At 70.4% G+C, this 17,339-nt stretch carries 17 protein-coding genes; 7 read left to right on the top strand and 10 right to left on the bottom strand.

What is annotated here, in order from left to right; genetic code table 11:
- Positions 1-21 precede the first annotated feature (21 nt).
- On the bottom strand, positions 22-1,971 hold the full coding sequence (dnaG, locus tag R2K23_RS08510) for a DNA primase (RefSeq protein ID WP_316516001.1): 1,950 nt from the start codon (positions 1,969-1,971) through the stop codon (positions 22-24).
- 113 nt (positions 1,972-2,084) lie between these two features.
- Positions 2,085-3,389, bottom strand: coding sequence for a deoxyguanosinetriphosphate triphosphohydrolase (locus tag R2K23_RS08505; RefSeq protein WP_316516000.1), 1,305 nt, complete (start codon positions 3,387-3,389; stop codon positions 2,085-2,087).
- Positions 3,390-3,459: 70 nt separating this feature from the next.
- Between R2K23_RS08505 and R2K23_RS08500 the strand changes: the two genes are divergently transcribed.
- A complete protein-coding gene (locus R2K23_RS08500; RefSeq protein WP_316515999.1) occupies positions 3,460-5,499 on the top strand; it encodes a TPM domain-containing protein in 2,040 nt (679 codons plus the stop codon).
- Positions 5,500-5,563: 64 nt separating this feature from the next.
- On the top strand, positions 5,564-6,406 hold the full coding sequence (locus R2K23_RS08495; protein WP_316515997.1) for a DUF1206 domain-containing protein: 843 nt from the start codon (positions 5,564-5,566) through the stop codon (positions 6,404-6,406).
- A gap of 10 nt (positions 6,407-6,416) precedes the next feature.
- On the opposite strand, the gene R2K23_RS08490 is transcribed toward R2K23_RS08495, so the two are convergent.
- The 5 genes from R2K23_RS08490 to R2K23_RS08470 form a co-directional block, all read right to left on the bottom strand.
- A complete protein-coding gene (locus R2K23_RS08490; protein ID WP_316515996.1) occupies positions 6,417-7,148 on the bottom strand; it encodes a sensor domain-containing protein in 732 nt (243 codons plus the stop codon).
- Positions 7,149-7,218: 70 nt separating this feature from the next.
- Positions 7,219-8,187, bottom strand: coding sequence for a sensor domain-containing protein (locus R2K23_RS08485; RefSeq protein ID WP_316515995.1), 969 nt, complete (start codon positions 8,185-8,187; stop codon positions 7,219-7,221).
- A 48-nt stretch (positions 8,188-8,235) separates the two neighbouring features.
- Entirely contained in the window at positions 8,236-9,000 is a 765-nt protein-coding gene (locus tag R2K23_RS08480) for a sensor domain-containing protein (protein WP_316515993.1), read from the bottom strand.
- A gap of 400 nt (positions 9,001-9,400) precedes the next feature.
- Positions 9,401-10,786: a glycine--tRNA ligase gene (locus R2K23_RS08475; protein ID WP_316515992.1), complete on the bottom strand. Its 1,386-nt coding sequence runs from the start codon at positions 10,784-10,786 to the stop codon at positions 9,401-9,403.
- Positions 10,787-10,874: 88 nt separating this feature from the next.
- Positions 10,875-11,528 carry an SIMPL domain-containing protein gene (locus R2K23_RS08470; protein WP_316515991.1) on the bottom strand — a complete coding sequence of 218 codons (654 nt, stop codon included), beginning with the start codon at positions 11,526-11,528 and terminating at the stop codon, positions 10,875-10,877.
- A gap of 131 nt (positions 11,529-11,659) precedes the next feature.
- Here R2K23_RS08470 and R2K23_RS08465 point away from each other — a divergent pair, with 131 nt between their 5' ends.
- On the top strand, positions 11,660-12,019 hold the full coding sequence (locus R2K23_RS08465; protein ID WP_316515989.1) for an ArsR/SmtB family transcription factor: 360 nt from the start codon (positions 11,660-11,662) through the stop codon (positions 12,017-12,019).
- Complete coding sequence (locus R2K23_RS08460) at positions 12,016-12,408, top strand: Fur family transcriptional regulator (RefSeq protein WP_316515987.1); 393 nt, start codon at positions 12,016-12,018, stop codon at positions 12,406-12,408. The genes R2K23_RS08465 and R2K23_RS08460 overlap by 4 nt, the downstream gene beginning before the upstream one ends.
- A 25-nt stretch (positions 12,409-12,433) precedes the next feature.
- Here the strand turns inward: R2K23_RS08460 and R2K23_RS08455 are convergent, their stop codons facing one another.
- From R2K23_RS08455 to recO, 3 genes are read right to left on the bottom strand one after another with little or no spacing between them, the layout of a single operon-like run.
- Positions 12,434-12,901: a hypothetical protein gene (locus R2K23_RS08455; protein ID WP_396893563.1), complete on the bottom strand. Its 468-nt coding sequence runs from the start codon at positions 12,899-12,901 to the stop codon at positions 12,434-12,436.
- Between the two features lie 8 nt (positions 12,902-12,909).
- The gene (locus R2K23_RS08450; RefSeq protein WP_316515984.1) at positions 12,910-13,803 is read right to left on the bottom strand and encodes a decaprenyl diphosphate synthase; all 894 of its coding nucleotides are present in this window, start codon (positions 13,801-13,803) and stop codon (positions 12,910-12,912) included.
- The gene (gene recO / locus R2K23_RS08445; RefSeq protein WP_316515981.1) at positions 13,739-14,605 is read right to left on the bottom strand and encodes a DNA repair protein RecO; all 867 of its coding nucleotides are present in this window, start codon (positions 14,603-14,605) and stop codon (positions 13,739-13,741) included. The genes R2K23_RS08450 and recO overlap by 65 nt, the downstream gene beginning before the upstream one ends.
- 95 nt (positions 14,606-14,700) lie before the next feature.
- Between recO and R2K23_RS08440 the strand changes: the two genes are divergently transcribed.
- The 3 genes from R2K23_RS08440 to R2K23_RS08430 are packed head-to-tail and all read left to right on the top strand — an operon-like array spanning position 14,701 to position 17,291.
- Complete coding sequence (locus tag R2K23_RS08440) at positions 14,701-16,122, top strand: amidase (RefSeq protein WP_316515980.1); 1,422 nt, start codon at positions 14,701-14,703, stop codon at positions 16,120-16,122.
- 17 nt (positions 16,123-16,139) lie between these two features.
- Positions 16,140-16,688, top strand: a complete 549-nt coding sequence (locus tag R2K23_RS08435) for a CAP domain-containing protein (RefSeq protein WP_316515979.1) — start codon at positions 16,140-16,142, stop codon at positions 16,686-16,688.
- A 48-nt stretch (positions 16,689-16,736) separates the two neighbouring features.
- Positions 16,737-17,291, top strand: a complete 555-nt coding sequence (locus R2K23_RS08430) for a CAP domain-containing protein (RefSeq protein ID WP_396893278.1) — start codon at positions 16,737-16,739, stop codon at positions 17,289-17,291.
- Positions 17,292-17,339 lie beyond the last annotated feature (48 nt).

Here is a 17,339-nt window from a genome sequence, read left to right as displayed (position 1 = left end):
AGCGTAACCGCTGGGCGCGGCTCACGCAGTGAGGTCATCTCCGGAGGCCTGCTCGAGCAGGCTGCGCCGGTAGGCCTCCATGGCCACGAGGTCGCCGAACAGGGCGTGGTACTCGTCGCCCTGCTCCACCGGTGACATCCGCTGCAGCTTGGACTTGAGGTCGGCGATCTGCCGGCCGATCGACACCTCCTGCAGGCGGGCCAGCACCCCGGAGATGTAGCGCGGCAGCATCTCGTCGTCGTCGACCTGGGTGGCCTCGACGCCGAGTTCGTTGACCAGCGCCGCCGCGGCGGGCGTGGCGGTGTGCTGACGCACCTGGTCGATCCACTGCCCGCCGCTGACCCCGCCCGAGGTGCCGCCGGCCGCCTCGATCGCCGCGCGGACCGCCGCGTAGCCCGGGTGGGTGAAGCTCTCGACGCTGAGCGTGTCGAAGATCGGTCCGGCCAGCGCCGGATACTGCAGGGCCGCCTTGAGCGCCTCGCGCTGCGGCCACAGCGTCGGGTCGCGCGGATCCGGGCGCGGCACTTGGGGTGCCGTCGTCGGGCCGGTCGCCGCGCGGCGGGTGTCCCGGCCGGTCCCGCGGCGGCCGCCCTTGGCGGTCTCCCGGACCCGGGCGATCACCTGGGCGACGTCGTCCCAGCCGACCCACCCGCTGAGTTGGCGCGCGTACTCGTCGCGCAGCGTCGGATCCTTGATCTGCGCGACCATCGGCACGCACCGGCGCAGCGCGCTCACCCGCCCCTCGGCGCTGTCCAGGTCGAACTCGGCCAACGCGGTGCGAATCGCGAACTCGAACAACGGCGTTCGGCGGGCCACCAGGTCCCGCAGGGCCCCGTCGCCGGCCTGCAGCCGCAGATCGCACGGGTCCATGCCGTCGGCGGCGACGGCCACGTAGGACTGCCCGGCGAGGTTCTGCTCGCCCTCGAACGCCTTGATCGCCGCGGCGCGACCGGCGGCGTCACCGTCGAAGACGTAGATCAGCTCACCGCGAAAGAACTTGTCGTCCATCATCAGCCGACGCAGCATCGACAGGTGGTCGTCGCCGAACGCCGTCCCGCAGGACGCCACCGCGGTGGTGACCCCGGCCAGGTGCATGGCCATCACGTCGGTGTAACCCTCCACCACCACGGCCTGATGCGCCTTGGCGATGTCGCGCTTGGCCAGGTCGATCCCGAACAGCACGTGAGACTTTTTGTACAGCAACGTCTCCGGGGTGTTGACGTACTTGGCGGTCATCGGGTCGTCGTCGAAGATGCGCCGGGCGCCGAACCCGATCACCTCACCGCTGGTGCCGCGGATCGGCCACAGCAGCCGGCGGTGGAACCGGTCCATGGGACCGCGCTTGCCCTCCCGGGAGAGCCCGGCGGCCTCGAGTTCCTTGAACTCGAACCCCTTGCGCAGCAGGTGCTTGGTCAACGTGTCCCAGCCCGAGGGTGCGAACCCGCAGCCGAAGTGCTTGGCCGTGGCGGCGTCGAAGTTCCGTTCGGTCAGGTACGCCCGCGCCGGGGCGGCCTCCGGGGAATCCAGTGCGGCGGCATAGAACTCCGCGGCCGCGGCATTGGCGGCGATCAGCCGGCTGCGGCTGCCACGGTCGCGCTGCACGTTGGTGGCCGACGCCCCGGTGTAGGTGATGGTGTAGCCGATGCGGTCGGCCAGCAGTTCGACGGACTCGACGAAACTGACGTGCTCGATCTTCTGCAGGAAGGCGTAGACGTCGCCGCCCTCCCCGCAGCCGAAGCAGTGGAAGTGCCCGTGGTTGGGGCGGACGTGAAACGACGGGGACTTCTCGTCGTGGAACGGGCACAGTCCCTTCATCGAGTCGGCGCCGGCGCGGCGCAGCTGCACGTAGTCGCCGACCACGTCCTCGATGCGAATGCGTTCACGAATGGCCGCGATGTCGCGATCTGCAATCCGGCCGGCCACCGCCACAGTGTAGGACGACCCGGCCGCCGCGCTCACCCCGCTGGTCATCGGGCTCGTGGGCCCGCCGCGAGCGTGCGCGGACCACGAAACATGTCCGGCGTGTCGACCGGAGACACGCCCGCTCGCGGTGGCTTGGGGCTCGGTGACTTGGGGCGCGGTGACTAGGGGAAGTCGACGGCGAGCTGGCCCGGGATCAGCTTGCTGGCGGCCGGGAACAGCCGTTCCAGCCGACTCTCGGTGAACGACGCGATCTGGTCGATGACCACCCGCAGCCGGCCGGCGTCGTCCTCGGCCTGCTCGAAATACAGCGCGAACAGCGGGTCCAGGGTGTCCGGTGCCCCGGCGTAGAGGAATTCGGCGACCGCCTTGATCTGGTCGCGCTGCTCGGCCTGCATCAGCAGGTGCTCGGGGTCGGACATGATGAACTGCAGCGCCAGGATCTTGAGCACGGCCACCTCGGCGGCCACCGTCGGCGGCACGGCCAGGTCGGCGGCGAAGCGCACCAACGGTCCGCCGCCCGCGGATTCGCGGGTGTGGGTGATGGCGGCGTTGGCGAAGCGGCCGACGAGCTCGCTGGTCAGCCGCTTGAGCGCGACGGAGGCCCCCAGCGTCCCGTCGTATTTGCCGACGGCCTCGACCACCGGCAGTTCGGACAGCCGCTTCGCCGCCGCGAGCAGGTCGTCGGGGTCGGCACCGAAGGACTCCCGTCCCAGCGCGGCCAGCGCCGCGGCGGCGTCGTCGTCGGCCAGCACCCGCAGGTCGATGCGCCCGGAGATGACGCCGTCCTCGACGTCGTGTACCGAGTAGGCGACATCGTCGGACCAGTCCATCACCTGCGCCTCGAGGCACACCCGCTCCCCTGGCGCCCCCTTGCGCGCCCATTCGGCCGCCGCCGCGTCGTCGTCCGGGAAGCCGACGTAGAACCCGAACTTGCGGCGGTTCTCGCCGCGCGCCCACGGGTACTTGGTGACCGCGTCCAGGGCGGCGCGAGTGAGATTCAGACCGGCCGAACCGCCCTGACCATCAAGCACTTTCGGTTCCAGCCGGGTCAGGATCCGGAAGTTCTGGGCGTTGCCCTCGAAGCCACCGGCGTTGACGGTGATCTCGTGCAGGGCGCGCTCACCGTTGTGCCCGTACGGCGGGTGACCGATGTCGTGCGCCAGCCCGGCCAGGTCCACCAGGTCCGGATCGCAGCCCAGGCCGATCGCCATCCCCCGGCCGATCTGGGCCACCTCCAGCGAGTGGGTGAGCCGGGTGCGCGGCGTCTCGCTCTCGCGGGGACCCACCACCTGGGTCTTGTCGGCGAGCCGGCGCAGGGCGGCACAGTGCAGCACGCGGGCGCGGTCGCGGGAGAAGTCGCTGCGGCGTTCGGCGCTGGTGCCGGGCAACGCGGCGGACTTCGGGCCCTCGACGACCAGGCGCTCGCGGTCGTGCGCGCTGTACGGGTCCTGCCAATGAGTACTCACCGAGGCACAGTCTGCCAGGGCCGGGAACCAATATCGTCGACGCCCGCGCCGGTCGCACTAGATTGGCAGCATGCGCTTTGCCCGCTCACTGCACGTGATGCTCGTGGTCCTGCTCGCCGGCCTGCTGACCGCACCGATGGTCACCGCCGAACCGCCGTTTCGGTTGCCCGCCCAGGTGACCGACCGCGCCGGCGTGCTCTCCAGCAGCGAACTGGCCCAGGTCGAGCGTGCCGTCGACCGCCTCTACGACGACCGGCGCGTCCAGCTGTGGGTGGTCTACGTTGAATCCTTCGACGGCCTGGGCTGGCTGACGTGGGCCCAGAACACCATGCGGGCCAGCGACTTCGGCGATGACGACGCCCTGCTGGCGGTGGCCACCGTGGACCGCTCGATGGCGTTCCAGGTGCCCTCGACCGTCAGCGGGGGCAGCTCGACGCGCACCGACGACATCCGCCGCAACGACATCGAACCCGCATTGCGCGACGACGACTGGGCCGGTGCGGCGATCGCCGCGGCCGACGGCTTGAACGCCACCGCGGGGCGGTCCGGCGGGTCGGTGTCCTTCGCGCCGTTCTTGGCAGTGCTGGCCGTCATCGGTCTGCTGGTCCTCGGACTGTGGGTGTGGTCGCGGCGCCGCCGTGCCCGTCGCCACGCCGCGGAGGTGGAAGCCGCCAAACGGGTCGACCCGACCGACCCCGCCGCGCTGGCCAAGGTGCCGCTGGAGGCCCTCGACGAGTTGAGCCGGGCCATCGTCGTCGACGTCGACAACGCCGTCCGGACCAGCGAGGGCGAACTGGAATTGGCGATCGAGGAGTTCGGCACCGTCAAGACCGAACCGTTCCGCCGGGCGGTCGAAGAGGCGAAAGCCGCGCTGCAGCAGGCCTTCACCACCCGGCAGATCCTCGACGACGCGATCCCCGAGACCCCGCTGCAGCGTCGCGAACTGCTCACCAAGGTGATCGTGGCGGCGGCCAAGGCCGACCGCGGCCTGGAGGAGCAGAGCACCGCCTTCGAGCAGCTGCGCGACCTGCTGATCAATGCGCCCGTCCGGCTGGACGCGCTGACCCAGCAGATGGTGGCGCTGACCGCGCGGATCGAGCCGGCCACGCAGCGGCTGGCGGGGCTGCGCGAGCAGTACTCCGCATCCGCGCTGGAGTCGGTGGCCGACAACGTCGATACCGCCCGTGAGCGGCTGGCTTACGCCGACCGCACCATCTCCGAGGGTCGTTCGTTGCTGCGCCGCCCCGCCTCCGACCAGAACCCGTTGGTCGACGCCATCCGGGGCGCCGAGAACGCGCTGGGTCAGGCCAAGACGCTGCTGGATGCGGTGGACACCGCGGCCGGCGACATCAACCGTGCGATCACCGATCTGCCCGCCGAGATCGAGGACATTCAGGCCGGGATCGACGCCGCCACAGCGCAATTGAAGGACCCCAAGACGCCCAGGGCCGACGAGCTGGCCAAGCTGCGCGACGCCGCGGTCCAGGCCGTCGAGGACGCGAAGGCCAACGGCGCCAAGGACCCGCTGGGCTGCTACACCCGGCTGAACAAGGCCGACGCCGAACTCGACGCCATCCTGGCCGTCATCGCCGAGAAGCAGCAGGAACGTCAGAAGCAGGCCAAGCTGCTCGAGCAGGCGCTGTTCACCGCGCAGTCGCGGGTGCGGTCGGTCTCCGACTTCGTCGACACCCGGCGCGGCAGCATCGGCTCGGAGGCCCGCACCCGGCTCGCCGAGGCGACCCGCCAGCTCGAGGCCGCCGAGGCCAAGAAGAACAGCAACGTCGCCGAGGCGATCGCCCACGCCAACGGTGCGGCCACGCTGGCCGCGCAGGCGCAGCAGCTGGCCAACGCCGACGTCAGCTACGCCCGGCAGACCTATAGCTCGCACTACGGCGGCCGCGGCGGTTCGTCGGATCTGGGTTCGGTGATCGGCGGCATCATCATCGGCAACGTGCTGCGCGGCGGCTTCGGCGGCAGCTGGGGCGGCGGTTACGGCGGCAGCTGGGGCGGAAGTTGGGGCGGCGGCGGCCGGCCCGGACGTCCCACCAGCTACGGCGGTTCCTCCCATTCGTCTCCGCGCAGCTACGGCGGCGGCGGGGGCCGGTTCTAGCGGACCCCGTTTCACCGGCGTCAAATCTGGGGTACCCGGGGTCATCCGCTGACAGGAGGACCCGATGGCCGCCCACGCCTCCGCGAGCAACGTGCCCGACTCGGTGCACGGGGCCGCCGACCGCGCCACCGACAACGACGCATTCGAATACGCCGCGCGGGCGGGTTTCGCCGTCAGCGGCGTGCTGCACCTGTTGGTCGGCTACATCATCGCCCGGCTGGCCTTCGTCGGCGGCGGCGGCAACGCCGACCAATCCGGTGCGCTGGCGACGCTGGCCGGCAACACCGGCGGGGCGGTGTTGCTCTGGGTGGCCGCGGGCGGGCTGGCGGCGCTCGGCCTGTGGCGGGTGGCCGAGGCCGTCATCGGCGCCAAGCCCGGCGAGAGTTCCGGCAGCCAGGGCGATCGGCCCGCCTGGAAGCGCGCGAAGGCGCTGGGGCTGGCGGCGGTCAACTTCGCGATCGCGTTCTCGGCGGCCCGGTTCGCCATGGGCGGCGGACAATCCAGCGCCCAGCAGAATGCGAGCCTGTCCGGCCAGTTGATGCAGTCCGGGTGGGGCAAGGCCGCGCTGATCGCCGTCGGCGTGGGCGTGATCGCCGTCGGCGCCTACCACGTCTACAAGGGCATGTCGGAGAAATTCCTCGACGACCTGCGCGTCTCCGGCGGCACCTCGGTGGTTGCCGTCGGGATCGCCGGCTACGTCGCCAAGGGCTTCGTGCTCGCCGGCGCCGGGCTGCTGGTCGTCGTCGCGACCCTACAGGCCGACCCGTCGAAGGCCACGGGTCTGGACGCCGCGGTCAAGACCGTCGGGCAGGCCCCGTTCGGCAAGGTGCTGCTGATCGCCGCGGCATTGGGCATCGCGGCCTTCGGCGCCTACAACTTCGTCCGCAGCCGCCACGGCCGGATGTGACCCGCGACGGTCAGCGGGCCTCGACCCGGTCGGCGATGTAGTTCGCGAGCACGTCGGCCTTGTCCGAGCCGCCGAAGTTGCACACCTTGACGTCGATGACGACGTCGTCGGCCGCGGTCAGTCCGCGTTGACACAGCCACTCGAAGTTGTCCCGCCCGGCGGTCGTTCCCGCGAGCACCACCCCGTCGCGCACGGTGACCACGCCGGTGAAGAACCCGGGCAGCTGCGGTTGCTCGGTGATCCAGATCCGCTCGCACGCCGTCCACCGCCGCTGTTCGCCCTCGACGAACGCGTCGGCGGCGGCCGCATCCCGGAACTGCACCACCGCCTGCACGACGGCGTCGGCGTACTCGTAGTTGGGCAGCCGGAAGGACTGGATCACCACGGCCGTCTTCGGACTGTCGGCGTAGGCGGTCGCGGTGCCGGGGGTGAAGATCCCGCCGCACTGCGGATGCGACGTGGTGACGGTCGCCAGCTGCGTCAGGGTGCTGGAAGGCGCCAGACCGTAAGTGCCCACCAGGCCGTCGGTCCGTTCCGCGCTGGGCAGCACGTCGGCCAGCGTGGTCGGCGGCGCCGGTTCGCCCTCGGGGACGGTCGTCGGCGCCGACTCGGGCGGCGCCGCCGTGGCCGGCTCGCCGCCGGACGCACGCAGATCGGCCACGATGACCAAGGCCGAGACCACGATGGCGACCACGGCGAAAGCCAGTACGGCCCACCAGATTCGGTGCGATGATCGTGTCACGAAGCCATCCGCAGGCCGACAGCGGGCAGCGTCGCTTCCCGGGCGCTGAGCCGGTTTTCACCCATGTCGCCTACCCCGAGACCTTCATCGCCATCTTCCCGGTCAACTTCATCGCGGAGGGCACGGCGGCACTGCACACCTGGGCGCCGACCACGACGGTGCCGCGGGCCACGCCGGCCTGCTGGCACCACCATTCGCCGGCACCGCGCTGGTGGACGAGCATCGAAAGTTGGCTTCCGGTGTACTGCGGGACGCCCATGCTCCACTGCGAGGTCTGGCCGTCCTCGGTAAGCGACACGGTCTTGAATCGGCAACGGTCCCAGCGGTGATTCTCGTTGGCCAGGTACGCGGCCGCCGCGGGTCCGTCGCGGAAGCCGATGACCCATTGCAGCACCCGAATGGCCCCCTGCGCGTCGGGGTTCTGGAGCAACTGCGTGACAACGTCGGTATGGCCGGCGCCGTCGAGACCGTAGGTGGTGGGCATCAGCAGCGCCCCGCCGCAGTCGGGGTGGTCGGTGGTCTGCACGATCGGCTCGGTTCCATCGGCGACAGCCCGCACCGGCTCGCCGAGTACATCTTGCACCTCGGCCGGGGTCAGGAGATATCGCTTCAGCGCGTCGAGGCCGGTGGGCTCCGGTTCCGTCTCCGGGTCCGAGTCCGGGTCCGAATCCGTTGCGTCCGAATGGGGTGCGTCCCCGGATTCGTCGGCCGCGGGTTCGGCGTCGGCCGACGAGGCCGTGGGACCGGGTGTGGCCGTCGACGCCCCGTCGCTCCCGGAACGCGCGATCACCACGACCGATCCCACGATCGCCAACACTGCCACCGCAGCCAACGCGATCCACTTCCATTGACCCCGGTTGCCCGTGGGCGGCTGCCATTGGTTCGGCGGGTAGGGCGCTGACGTACCGGGACTCGGCGCCGGCGCCGGATTCCATTGGGACTGCGCCGGTTCCGGCCGGTTCGGCGGGATCCAGACGGTCTTCTCGTCGTCCCCGGAGGGATCGTCGGTTCCGCCTGGCGGCCGATCACCGCTACCCATACCCACCCCGACCAGCTCGCGGCTGACTCGATATGGGCAGGCCGAAGATCACTGCGGTGCTTCGATCTTCGCCAACATCTGCTCGACCAACTCGACGCTGCGGCCGACGTCGCCACCCCGGCTGCAGTCCATCACGACGAGCATGACATTGCTGCGTTGCGCCACCGAATGCGCGCAACGCCAATCGTCGGAGGCTTCTTGGAAGTTGAGCACCGAGGTGATGCCGTCGGCGGTGGTGACGGCGCCGATCCCCCAGAACACATCGTTGTCGTCGTCGGTGGTCTTGAGGTTGACCGTCCGCCCCGCGCAGGACTCGAATATGCCGGTCAGCTTGGCGTGCATGGCCTGTGCCGCTTCGGCGTTGTGGAAGGCGATGCCGCCCACCCAGGCCCGCTGGATGAACGGGGAGATGTTCTCGTCGGGATCGCGAACGAACGAGTAGCGCACCGAGGTGTAGCCGCTGCCGCGGTAGGCGTTGACGTCATACGGTGAGGTGACGGGACCGCAGTTGTGGACATCGGCGGCGTACTCGAGATTCATCGTGCGCTCGTAGCGCATCACCTCCCGGTCGGCCGGGAGGCCCAGAAAGCTCAGCAGTTGGCTGTTTTCGGGTAGCAGGGCCTCGAGCCCGGCGGTATCGATCAAGTCCGGTGCGTCCGCGGGAGCACTGGTCTCCGCGGCGTCGCCGAACTCGCCGGAACTCTGTTCGCCGGAGGCCACCGCCGGCGGCGCCTCGTCACCGCCCCCGCCGGGCCGCAGGGTGACCACGACGGCGAACGTCACCGCGATCACCGCCAGCACCCCGACGCCCACCGCCCACCACTTGAGCGCGCTCGAACGACCAGGAGGGGGAACAGGATACGACCAGCCCGGCGGCGGACCACCGGGTCCGGGCGGCGGACCCCCGGGCGGCGGCCCCGACGGCGGACCGCTGCGTGGCGGCCCACTCGGCGGCGGCACCTGACGCCCGGTAATGCGCACGGTGACCTCGTCGGGCCGTTGTGGATCAGCCGGATGTCCGCCACTTGGACCGGTCACGGGTCCCCCTCCCCTGCCGCACCTGTCGGGCGCGGTGTCGGCACGTATTTGCCAGTGAGCTGAAGATACCGGACCGCAGACCGCGTCCGGCGCACGAATTCTTGCATCCCGGCCGACCCGCGGGAGGCGGTACGGGTGAACTCGATCTCGCAGGGGCAGCGAGGAAGAGCCCGGCTCAGCAGCCCTTGAGGCGCACCGCGAGGTAGTTCGACACCTCGGACAGCGCCACCCGTTCCTGGGACATGCTGTCGCGTTCGCGGATGGTGACGGCCTGGTCCTCGAGCGAGTCGAAGTCCAGCGTCACGCAGAACGGCGTACCGATCTCGTCCTGCCGGCGGTAGCGGCGGCCGATCGCGCCCGCGTCGTCGAACTCGATGTTCCACAGCTGACGCAGTTCCGCGGCCAGGTCCTTGGCCTTGGGTGACAGGTCGGCGTGCCGGGACAGCGGCAGCACCGCGGCCTTGACCGGCGCCAGCCGCGGATCCAGCCGCAGCACGGTGCGCTTGTCCACGCCGCCCTTGGCGTTGGGGGCCTCGTCCTCGGTGTACGAGTCGACCAAGAACGCCATGAACGAGCGGGTCAGGCCGGCCGCGGGTTCGATGACGTACGGCGTGTAGCGGGTGTCGCTGGCCTGGTCGTAGAACGTCAGCTCGGTGCCCGAGTGCTTGGAGTGGGTCGACAGGTCGAAGTCGGTGCGGTTGGCGATGCCCTCCAATTCGCCCCACGGATTGCCCTGGAAGCCGAACTTGTATTCGATGTCGACGGTGCCGTCGGAGTAGTGCGACAGCTTCTCCCGCGGGTGGTCGTACAGGCGCAGGTTGTCACGCTCGATGCCGAGGTCGACGTACCACTGCAGCCGGGTGTCGATCCAGTACTGGTGCCATTCCTTGGCGGTGGCGGGCTCGACGAAGAACTCCATCTCCATCTGTTCGAACTCGCGGGTGCGGAAGATGAAGTTGCCCGGCGTGATCTCGTTGCGGAAGCTCTTGCCGATCTGGCCGATGCCGAACGGCGGCTTCTTGCGCGAGGTGGTCAGCACGTTGGCGAAGTTGACGAAGATGCCCTGCGCGGTCTCGGGCCGCAGGTAGTGCATGCCCTCCTCGGATTCGATGGGGCCGAGGTAGGTCTTGAGCATCATGTTGAACTCGCGCGGCTCGGTCCACTGCCCCTTGGTGCCGCAGTCCGGGCAGACGATCTCCGACATGGGGACCGAGTCCGGGTCGTCGAGCTTCTTCTTCTCGGCGTAGGCCTCCTGCATGTGGTCCTGCCGGTGCCGCTTGTGGCAGTTCAGGCACTCGACCAGCGGGTCGTGGAAGACGTCGACGTGCCCGGAGGCCACCCACACCTCGCGCGGCAGGATGATCGAGGAATCCAGCCCGACGACGTCATCGCGGCTGGTGACCACGGACTTCCACCACTGCCGCTTGATGTTCTCCTTGAGCTCCACACCCAGCGGTCCGTAGTCCCAGGCGGACTTGGTGCCGCCGTAGATCTCGCCGGAGGGATAGACCAGGCCGCGACGCTTGGCCAGGTTGACGACGGAATCGATGACGGACGCCACGGGAAAAGCTCTCCTGTCTGGGGGGATTGCAACCCAGCCAGCCTAGCGGGCGCGACGAAGCCGCCGAGGAACGAGGCGGTGAGGAGCTCTACTCCGCCAGGAATCGCGCATCGACGGACACCGCGAGGGTGATGTCGTCGGGCCGCAGGTCCAGCTCCGGGGCCGGCGCACCGCCAACCGGGGCCGCCGCCAGCTGGAACGCCCGCGCGGACCGGTGCCCGCTGTCGAGCATGTCGGGGTCGGACAACTGCACCGCGGTGACCTGGCCGCGGCCGGCGGCCTCGGCGTAGGCCTGCGCCTTGAGCGTGGCGTCGCCGACGGCCTCCCGGCGCAGCTGCGCCTCGTAGCGGCGGCGGTTGTCTTCGGTGACATCCCAGTGGGTGTAGCCCACCTCGATGCCCTCGGAGGACGCCCAGCGGTCCAGGAACGCCGAGAGCTGCTCGAAGTCGACGAACTCCGCGTCGAACGCGATGGCCGCCCGGTAGCGCGGCCGCCGGGTCCTGGTCTCCGAGTACGGCCGGTAGCTGAACACCCGCAGCTGATCGCTGCTCCACCGGGTCACCGCCTCGGCCTCCTGCAGTCGGCGCAGGTCGGCTCCCAACGGTTCGGCCACCGCGACCGCACGGCGGTACACGTCGTCGCGGTCGGCCCCCTCCAGCGTCGCGGACAGGCCGACGGTGGCCCGCTCCGCCGGGTAGCGCTGCCGGGCTTGGCCACGGACGATGATCTCCAGTGGATGCATGGCAGCGACGGTAGCGACCGTCCCCGACACGCGCCCGCGGGTTCGGGTCGAACCCTTTGACATGCGTCGTTCTGCATGGAACAGTGGCAGCGGTATTGAAAATCGTTTCCAATAGTTCGGAGGTGGCCACCATGTCGACCGCGCCCACCGCAACCGACGACCTGCACCATCCGCACTCCGAGGAGCCCTTTCCGGAGCTGCCCACCCGGGAGACCCTGGACGCCGCCGGCGACATCCTGCGTGCGCTGGCCGCCCCGGTCCGCATCGCCATCGTGCTGCAGCTGCGCGAGTCGCGCCGCTGCGTTCACGAACTCGTCGACGCGCTGGACGTGCCGCAACCGCTGGTGAGCCAGCATCTGCGCATCCTCAAGGCCGCCGGCGTCGTCGCCGGGGAGCGCTCCGGGCGCGAGGTGCTCTACCGGCTGGTCGACCACCACCTGGCCCACATCGTCGTCGACGCGGTCGCGCACGCCGCCGAGGACCAGCCATGACCGCCGCCCGCCAGGTTCGCTCCACTCGGCAGCGGGCCGCCATCGCCGAACTGCTCGACAGCGTCGAAGAATTCCGCTCGGCGCAGGAACTGCACGACGAACTGCGTCGCCGCGGCGAGAACATCGGGCTGACCACCGTCTATCGCACGCTGCAGGCGATGGCGGAGGCCAAGTTGGTCGACACCCTGCGCATCGACACCGGCGAATCGGTGTACCGGCGCTGCTCGTCGCACCACCACCATCACCTGGTCTGCCGACACTGCGGCACGGCGGTCGAGGTCGACGGCCCCGAGGTCGAGGCGTGGACCGCCGAAATGGCTGCGGCACATGACTTCTCCGACGTCAGCCACACCGTCGAGATCTTCGGCACCTGTCGGGCCTGCCGCTGAAACCGCGGCGTCCGCGGCCGCGAGCTCAGGCCAGCAGGGCGCGACGCACGTCGGAGCCGGCGGCCAGCACCATCATGATCAGCGTGCGTAGCGCGTCGTCGCTGAGCCCCGCCCCGGGGAAGTTGTACCGCAGCATCACGTCGGCGACCTTCTTGCTCGGCGTCCGGCGCCGCGCGGTGGTCTCCGAGTCGCCGTTGGCCGCAGTTCCGGCGTGCTTCGCCGACGGTTTCTCGGGGGTCTTCTCGATCAACGCCACGGTGCCCAGCACGGTGTGCGCCGCGTGCTCGCTCACCTTGGTGCGCAGCTTGGCGTTCAACGGCAGGTCCCACGCCAACGGCTGGGTCAACGAGACCATCTCCAGCCCCTCGGCGATGGTCACCACCCGCAGCGAGGCCACCGCGCCGGCGTGGCTGACCGTCAGCGCGCCGTCGGGTTCCTCGACCACGGTCGCCACCTCGGCCAGCGCGGCGGACAACCGTTGGGGCAGCGACACTCCCGACATCAGGCCCTGCCGAACCGCCGGTTGCGCGACACGTACTCCTCGCACGCCGCCCACAGGTCCCGGCGGTCGTAGTCCGGCCACAGCTTGTCCTGGAACACGTACTCGGCGTAGGCCGACTGCCACAGCATGAAGTTGCTCGCCCGCTGCTCCCCCGAGGTGCGGATGAACAGGTCGACGTCCGGGATGTCCGGTCGGTGCAGGTGCCGCGCCACCGTGTCGTCGGTGATGCGGTCCGGGTTCAGTTTGCCCTCGGCGGCCTGCCGGGCAATCTCGCGGGTCGCCTCCACGATCTCGGTGCGGCCGCCGTAGTTGACGCAGTAGTTGACGACGATCGTGTCGTTGCCGACGGTCATCTCCTCGGCGATGTCGAACTCCTTGATGACGCTGCGCCACATCCGCGGGCGGGAACCGACCCATCGCATGTTGACCCCCATGATGTCCAGGGCCTCCCGGCGGCGCCGAACCACCTCACGGTTGAAGCCCATCAGGAAGCGCACCTCCTCGGTGCTGCGCTTCCAGTTCTCGGTGGAGAACGCATACACCGACAGGTGCTTGATGCCGAGTTCGATCGCCCCGCAAGTGATGTCGATGAGCACGGCCTCGCCCATCTTGTGCCCCTCGGTGCGGGCCATGCCGCGCTGCTTGGCCCAGCGGCCGTTGCCGTCCATCACCAACGCGACGTGTTTGGGCAGCTGGTCGGCGGGGATCTGCGGGGCCGCGGCCTTCGACGTGTGCTGGGGCGGTCGGCGCGGGCCGCCGTCGGGGGACGGCGGCAGGTCGGGGAACACGACCGGCCATGACGAGGTGTCAGGAAAGGTCGGATAGTCGTCAGGCGCCGGCGGCAGCTGGGGGCAGTCCGACGGGGCCTGCTTTCCTTCCCTCTTCAATGCCATGGGGCACATCCTGCCTGACCGCGGCGAGCCGCTTGTCGAGGGCCGTCCCGACACCGCCGTGACCACCCCGATCACCGCGCTCCACCAGTGGCAATGTCCGCAACTGCCGCTCGAGGTGCCACTGCAGGTGCGCGGCCACCAGACCGCTGGCCTGACTGCGGTAATTCGACGGGGAGGCCTCGGCGTGTTCCCAGTCGCCGTCGTGCAGGGCCGCCATCAGATCCAGCACCCCCTGCGGCGGGGTGCTCGACCCCGACGGCCGGCAGTGCACGCACACGCTGCCACCGGCGGCGACATGGAACGCCCGGTGCGGGCCGGGTGCGGCGCACCGGGCGCATTCGGTCAGCGCCGGCGCCCAGCCGGAGATTCCCATCGCCCGCAACAGGTAGGCGTCGAGCACCAGTTCCCGGGGTCGGGTCCCGTCGGCCACGGCCCGCAAGGCCGCGACCGTCAGCCGGTGCAACGCCGGCACTGCGGCGCGTTCCTCGCCGGCGAGCCGCTCGGCGGTCTCGAGCACGGCGCACGCGCTGGTGTAGCGCCCGTAGTCGCTGACGATGTCGGAGGCGAACGCGTCCAGAGACACCACCTGCGTGACGATGTCGAGGTTGCGTCCGGGGTGCAGTTGCACGTCGATGTGCGCGAACGGCTCCAGCCGGGAGCCGAACTTGCTGCGGGTGCGTCGCACCCCCTTGGCCACCGCGCGAACCAGCCCGTTGTCGCGGGTGAGCAGCGACACGATGCGGTCGGCCTCGCCGAGCTTGTGCTGGCGCAGCACAACCGCCCGATCCCGATAAAGCCGCATCCGACCAGTGTCCCCTGCCCCGGCGGACAGATCCACTCAACGCGCCGGGGACGCCCGCCGACGCCGCGGCCACGCTCAGTAGGGTCGAGCACACAATGCGCAACACCACCCGCTTCCCCACCGTCGCCGACCAGCGCTACCAATTGGCCAGCGGGGCTGCGACCGCCGTCGACCTGGTCCAGCGATCGCTGCGGGCCATCGAGGACAGCCAGCCCAGCCTGAACGCGTTCCGGGTGGTACTGGCCTCCTCGGCGCTGGCCGACGCCGCCGAGGCCGACCGCCGGCGCGCCGACGGCGACCGCGCCCCGCTGCTCGGCATCCCGATCGCGGTCAAGGACGACGTCGACGTCGTCGGTGTGCCAACGGCTTTCGGCACCTCGGGGTGGGTGCCCGCGGCGACCGCGGACTCCGAGGTGGTGCGCCGACTGCGGGCCGCCGGCGCGGTGATCGTCGGCAAGACCAACACCTGCGAGTTCGGCCAGTGGCCGTTCACCAGCGGGCCGGCCTTCGGCCACACCCGAAATCCGTGGTCGGCCAACCACACTCCGGGCGGGTCCTCCGGCGGCAGCGCCGCGGCGGTGGCCGCCGGCCTGGTTCCGGCGGCGATCGGTTCCGACGGGGCCGGCAGCGTGCGCATCCCGGCCGCCTGGACCAACCTGGTGGGCATCAAGCCCCAGCGCGGTCGCATCTCCACGTGGCCGCTGCCGGAGGCGTTCAACGGCATCACGGTCAACGGCGTGCTGGCCCACACCGTCGCCGACGCCGCGCTGGTGCTCGACGCGGTTTCCGGCAACGCCGACGGTGACCTGCACAAGCCCGCGCCGATCTCGGCCTTCGAGGCGGTCGGCACCGCCCCCGGCCCGCTGCGGGTCGCGCTGTCGACCCGGTTCCCCTTCACCGGATTTCGCGCCACGCTCGATCCGCAGATCCGGGCCGCCCTCGACCGGATGGGCGCGCAGTTGAGCGAGTTGGGGCACACCGTGGTGACCGGCAGCCCGGACTACGGGCTGCGGTTGTCGTGGAGTTTCCTGTCGCGCTCCACCTCCGGGCTGCTGGACTGGGCACACCGCATCGGCGACGGCGCCGACCTCGACCCGCGGACCAAGGCCAACATGCGGATGGGCCGGGTGCTCTCCGAGCAGATTCTGCGCCGGGCCCGGCGCCACGAAGCCGCGGCCCAGCGCCGCGTCGGCGCCATCTTCGACGCCGTCGACGTGGTCCTGGCCCCCACCACCGCGCAACCGGCGCTGCGCGTGGACGCCTTCGACAAGCTCGGCGGCCTGGGCACTGACCGCACGATGATCGCGGCCTGCCCGGTGACCTGGCCGTGGAATGTCCTGGGCTGGCCTTCGATCAACATCCCGGCCGGCTTCACCGACGCGGGATTGCCGATCGGGGTGCAGTTGATGGGCCCCGCCGACAGCGAACCGCTGCTGATCTCGCTGGCCGCCGCCCTGGAGGCGGTCAACGGCTGGCACACCCGCCAACCCGAGGCCTGGTGGGCGCCGTCGGCGTGACATCTAGGATCGGCAGCATGAGACGGACCACACGCCGGGCCGCGATCACGCTGGCGGTCACAGCACTGGGCGCGGGCGCGGTACTGGCCGCCCCCACCGCGGCCGCCGACAACAAGCGGCTCAACGAGAGCATCGTGGCCAACGTGCACACCGTGATGATGCGGGCCGGCTGCGCCGACGATTACGACATCGAGCCGATGGTGCGGGTGAACCCCAAGTTGCGGTTGGCCGCCCAATGGCACGCCAACGACGTGCTGCACAACCGCGCCCTCGACGGCGACATCGGCTCCGACGGGTCCACCGTCGCCGACCGCGCCCGCGCGGCCGGCTACGAGGGCGAGGTCGCCGAGACCGTCGCGATCAACCCCGCGCTGTCCATCAACGCCGTCGAGGTCATGAACCAGTGGTGGTACCGGCCCGACTATCACGCCACCATGGCCCACTGCGGCAACATGCACATCGGGGTGTGGTCGGAGAACAGCCTGGACCGCAGCGTGCTGGTGGCCGTGTACGGCCGCGGCGACGGCGCCGAACCGGCCGCCGTACCGCCGCGGCAGTTCGGGTGAGGGACCAATCTGCTGTGTCCCTGAAGGCTCTCGCGTAATCTGCCCGACATGAGGATGCGCAACGTCGCGGTGGGATCCGCGCTGGGTGTGGTGGCAACGATGAGCTTCGCGACGGTGGCCGCGCCGCCCGCGGCCCAGGCCGACAATCGTCGACTCAACGACGGTGTGGTGGCCAACGTCGCCACCATGCACGAGCGCGCCGACTGCCCCACCAAGATCAAGATCAACCCGAAGTTGCGCCTGGCCGCCCAGTGGCACACCAACGACGTGCTGCACAACCGCGCCCTCGACGGCGACATCGGCTCCGACGGGTCCACCGTCGCCGACCGCGCGCGCAACGCCGGTTACGCCGGGACCGTGTCGGAGACGGTGGCGATCAACCCGGCGCTGGCGATCAACGGCGTCGAGATCCTCAACCAGTGGTGGTACCGGCCGGATTACCACGCCATCATGCATGACTGCGCCAACGTCGACATCGGCGTGTGGTCGGCGAACAGCCTCGACCGCAGCGTGGTCGTCGCGGTGTACGGCACCGGCGACGGGGCCGCCCCGGTCCCGGCACCGCCCCGACAGTTCGGCCAGCGGCCGCCGAATCACCCGTAGACGAGGCGGGGACGCATCGGCGCGCTGCGGCGAGCCGATGCGACGCGG

This window comes from Mycolicibacterium sp. MU0050 (assembly GCF_963378085.1).
Classification (GTDB): domain Bacteria; phylum Actinomycetota; class Actinomycetes; order Mycobacteriales; family Mycobacteriaceae; genus Mycobacterium; species Mycobacterium wendilense.
The sequence above is the reverse complement of the archived record's forward strand: the minus strand, read 5'-3'. Positions and strand labels throughout refer to the sequence as shown.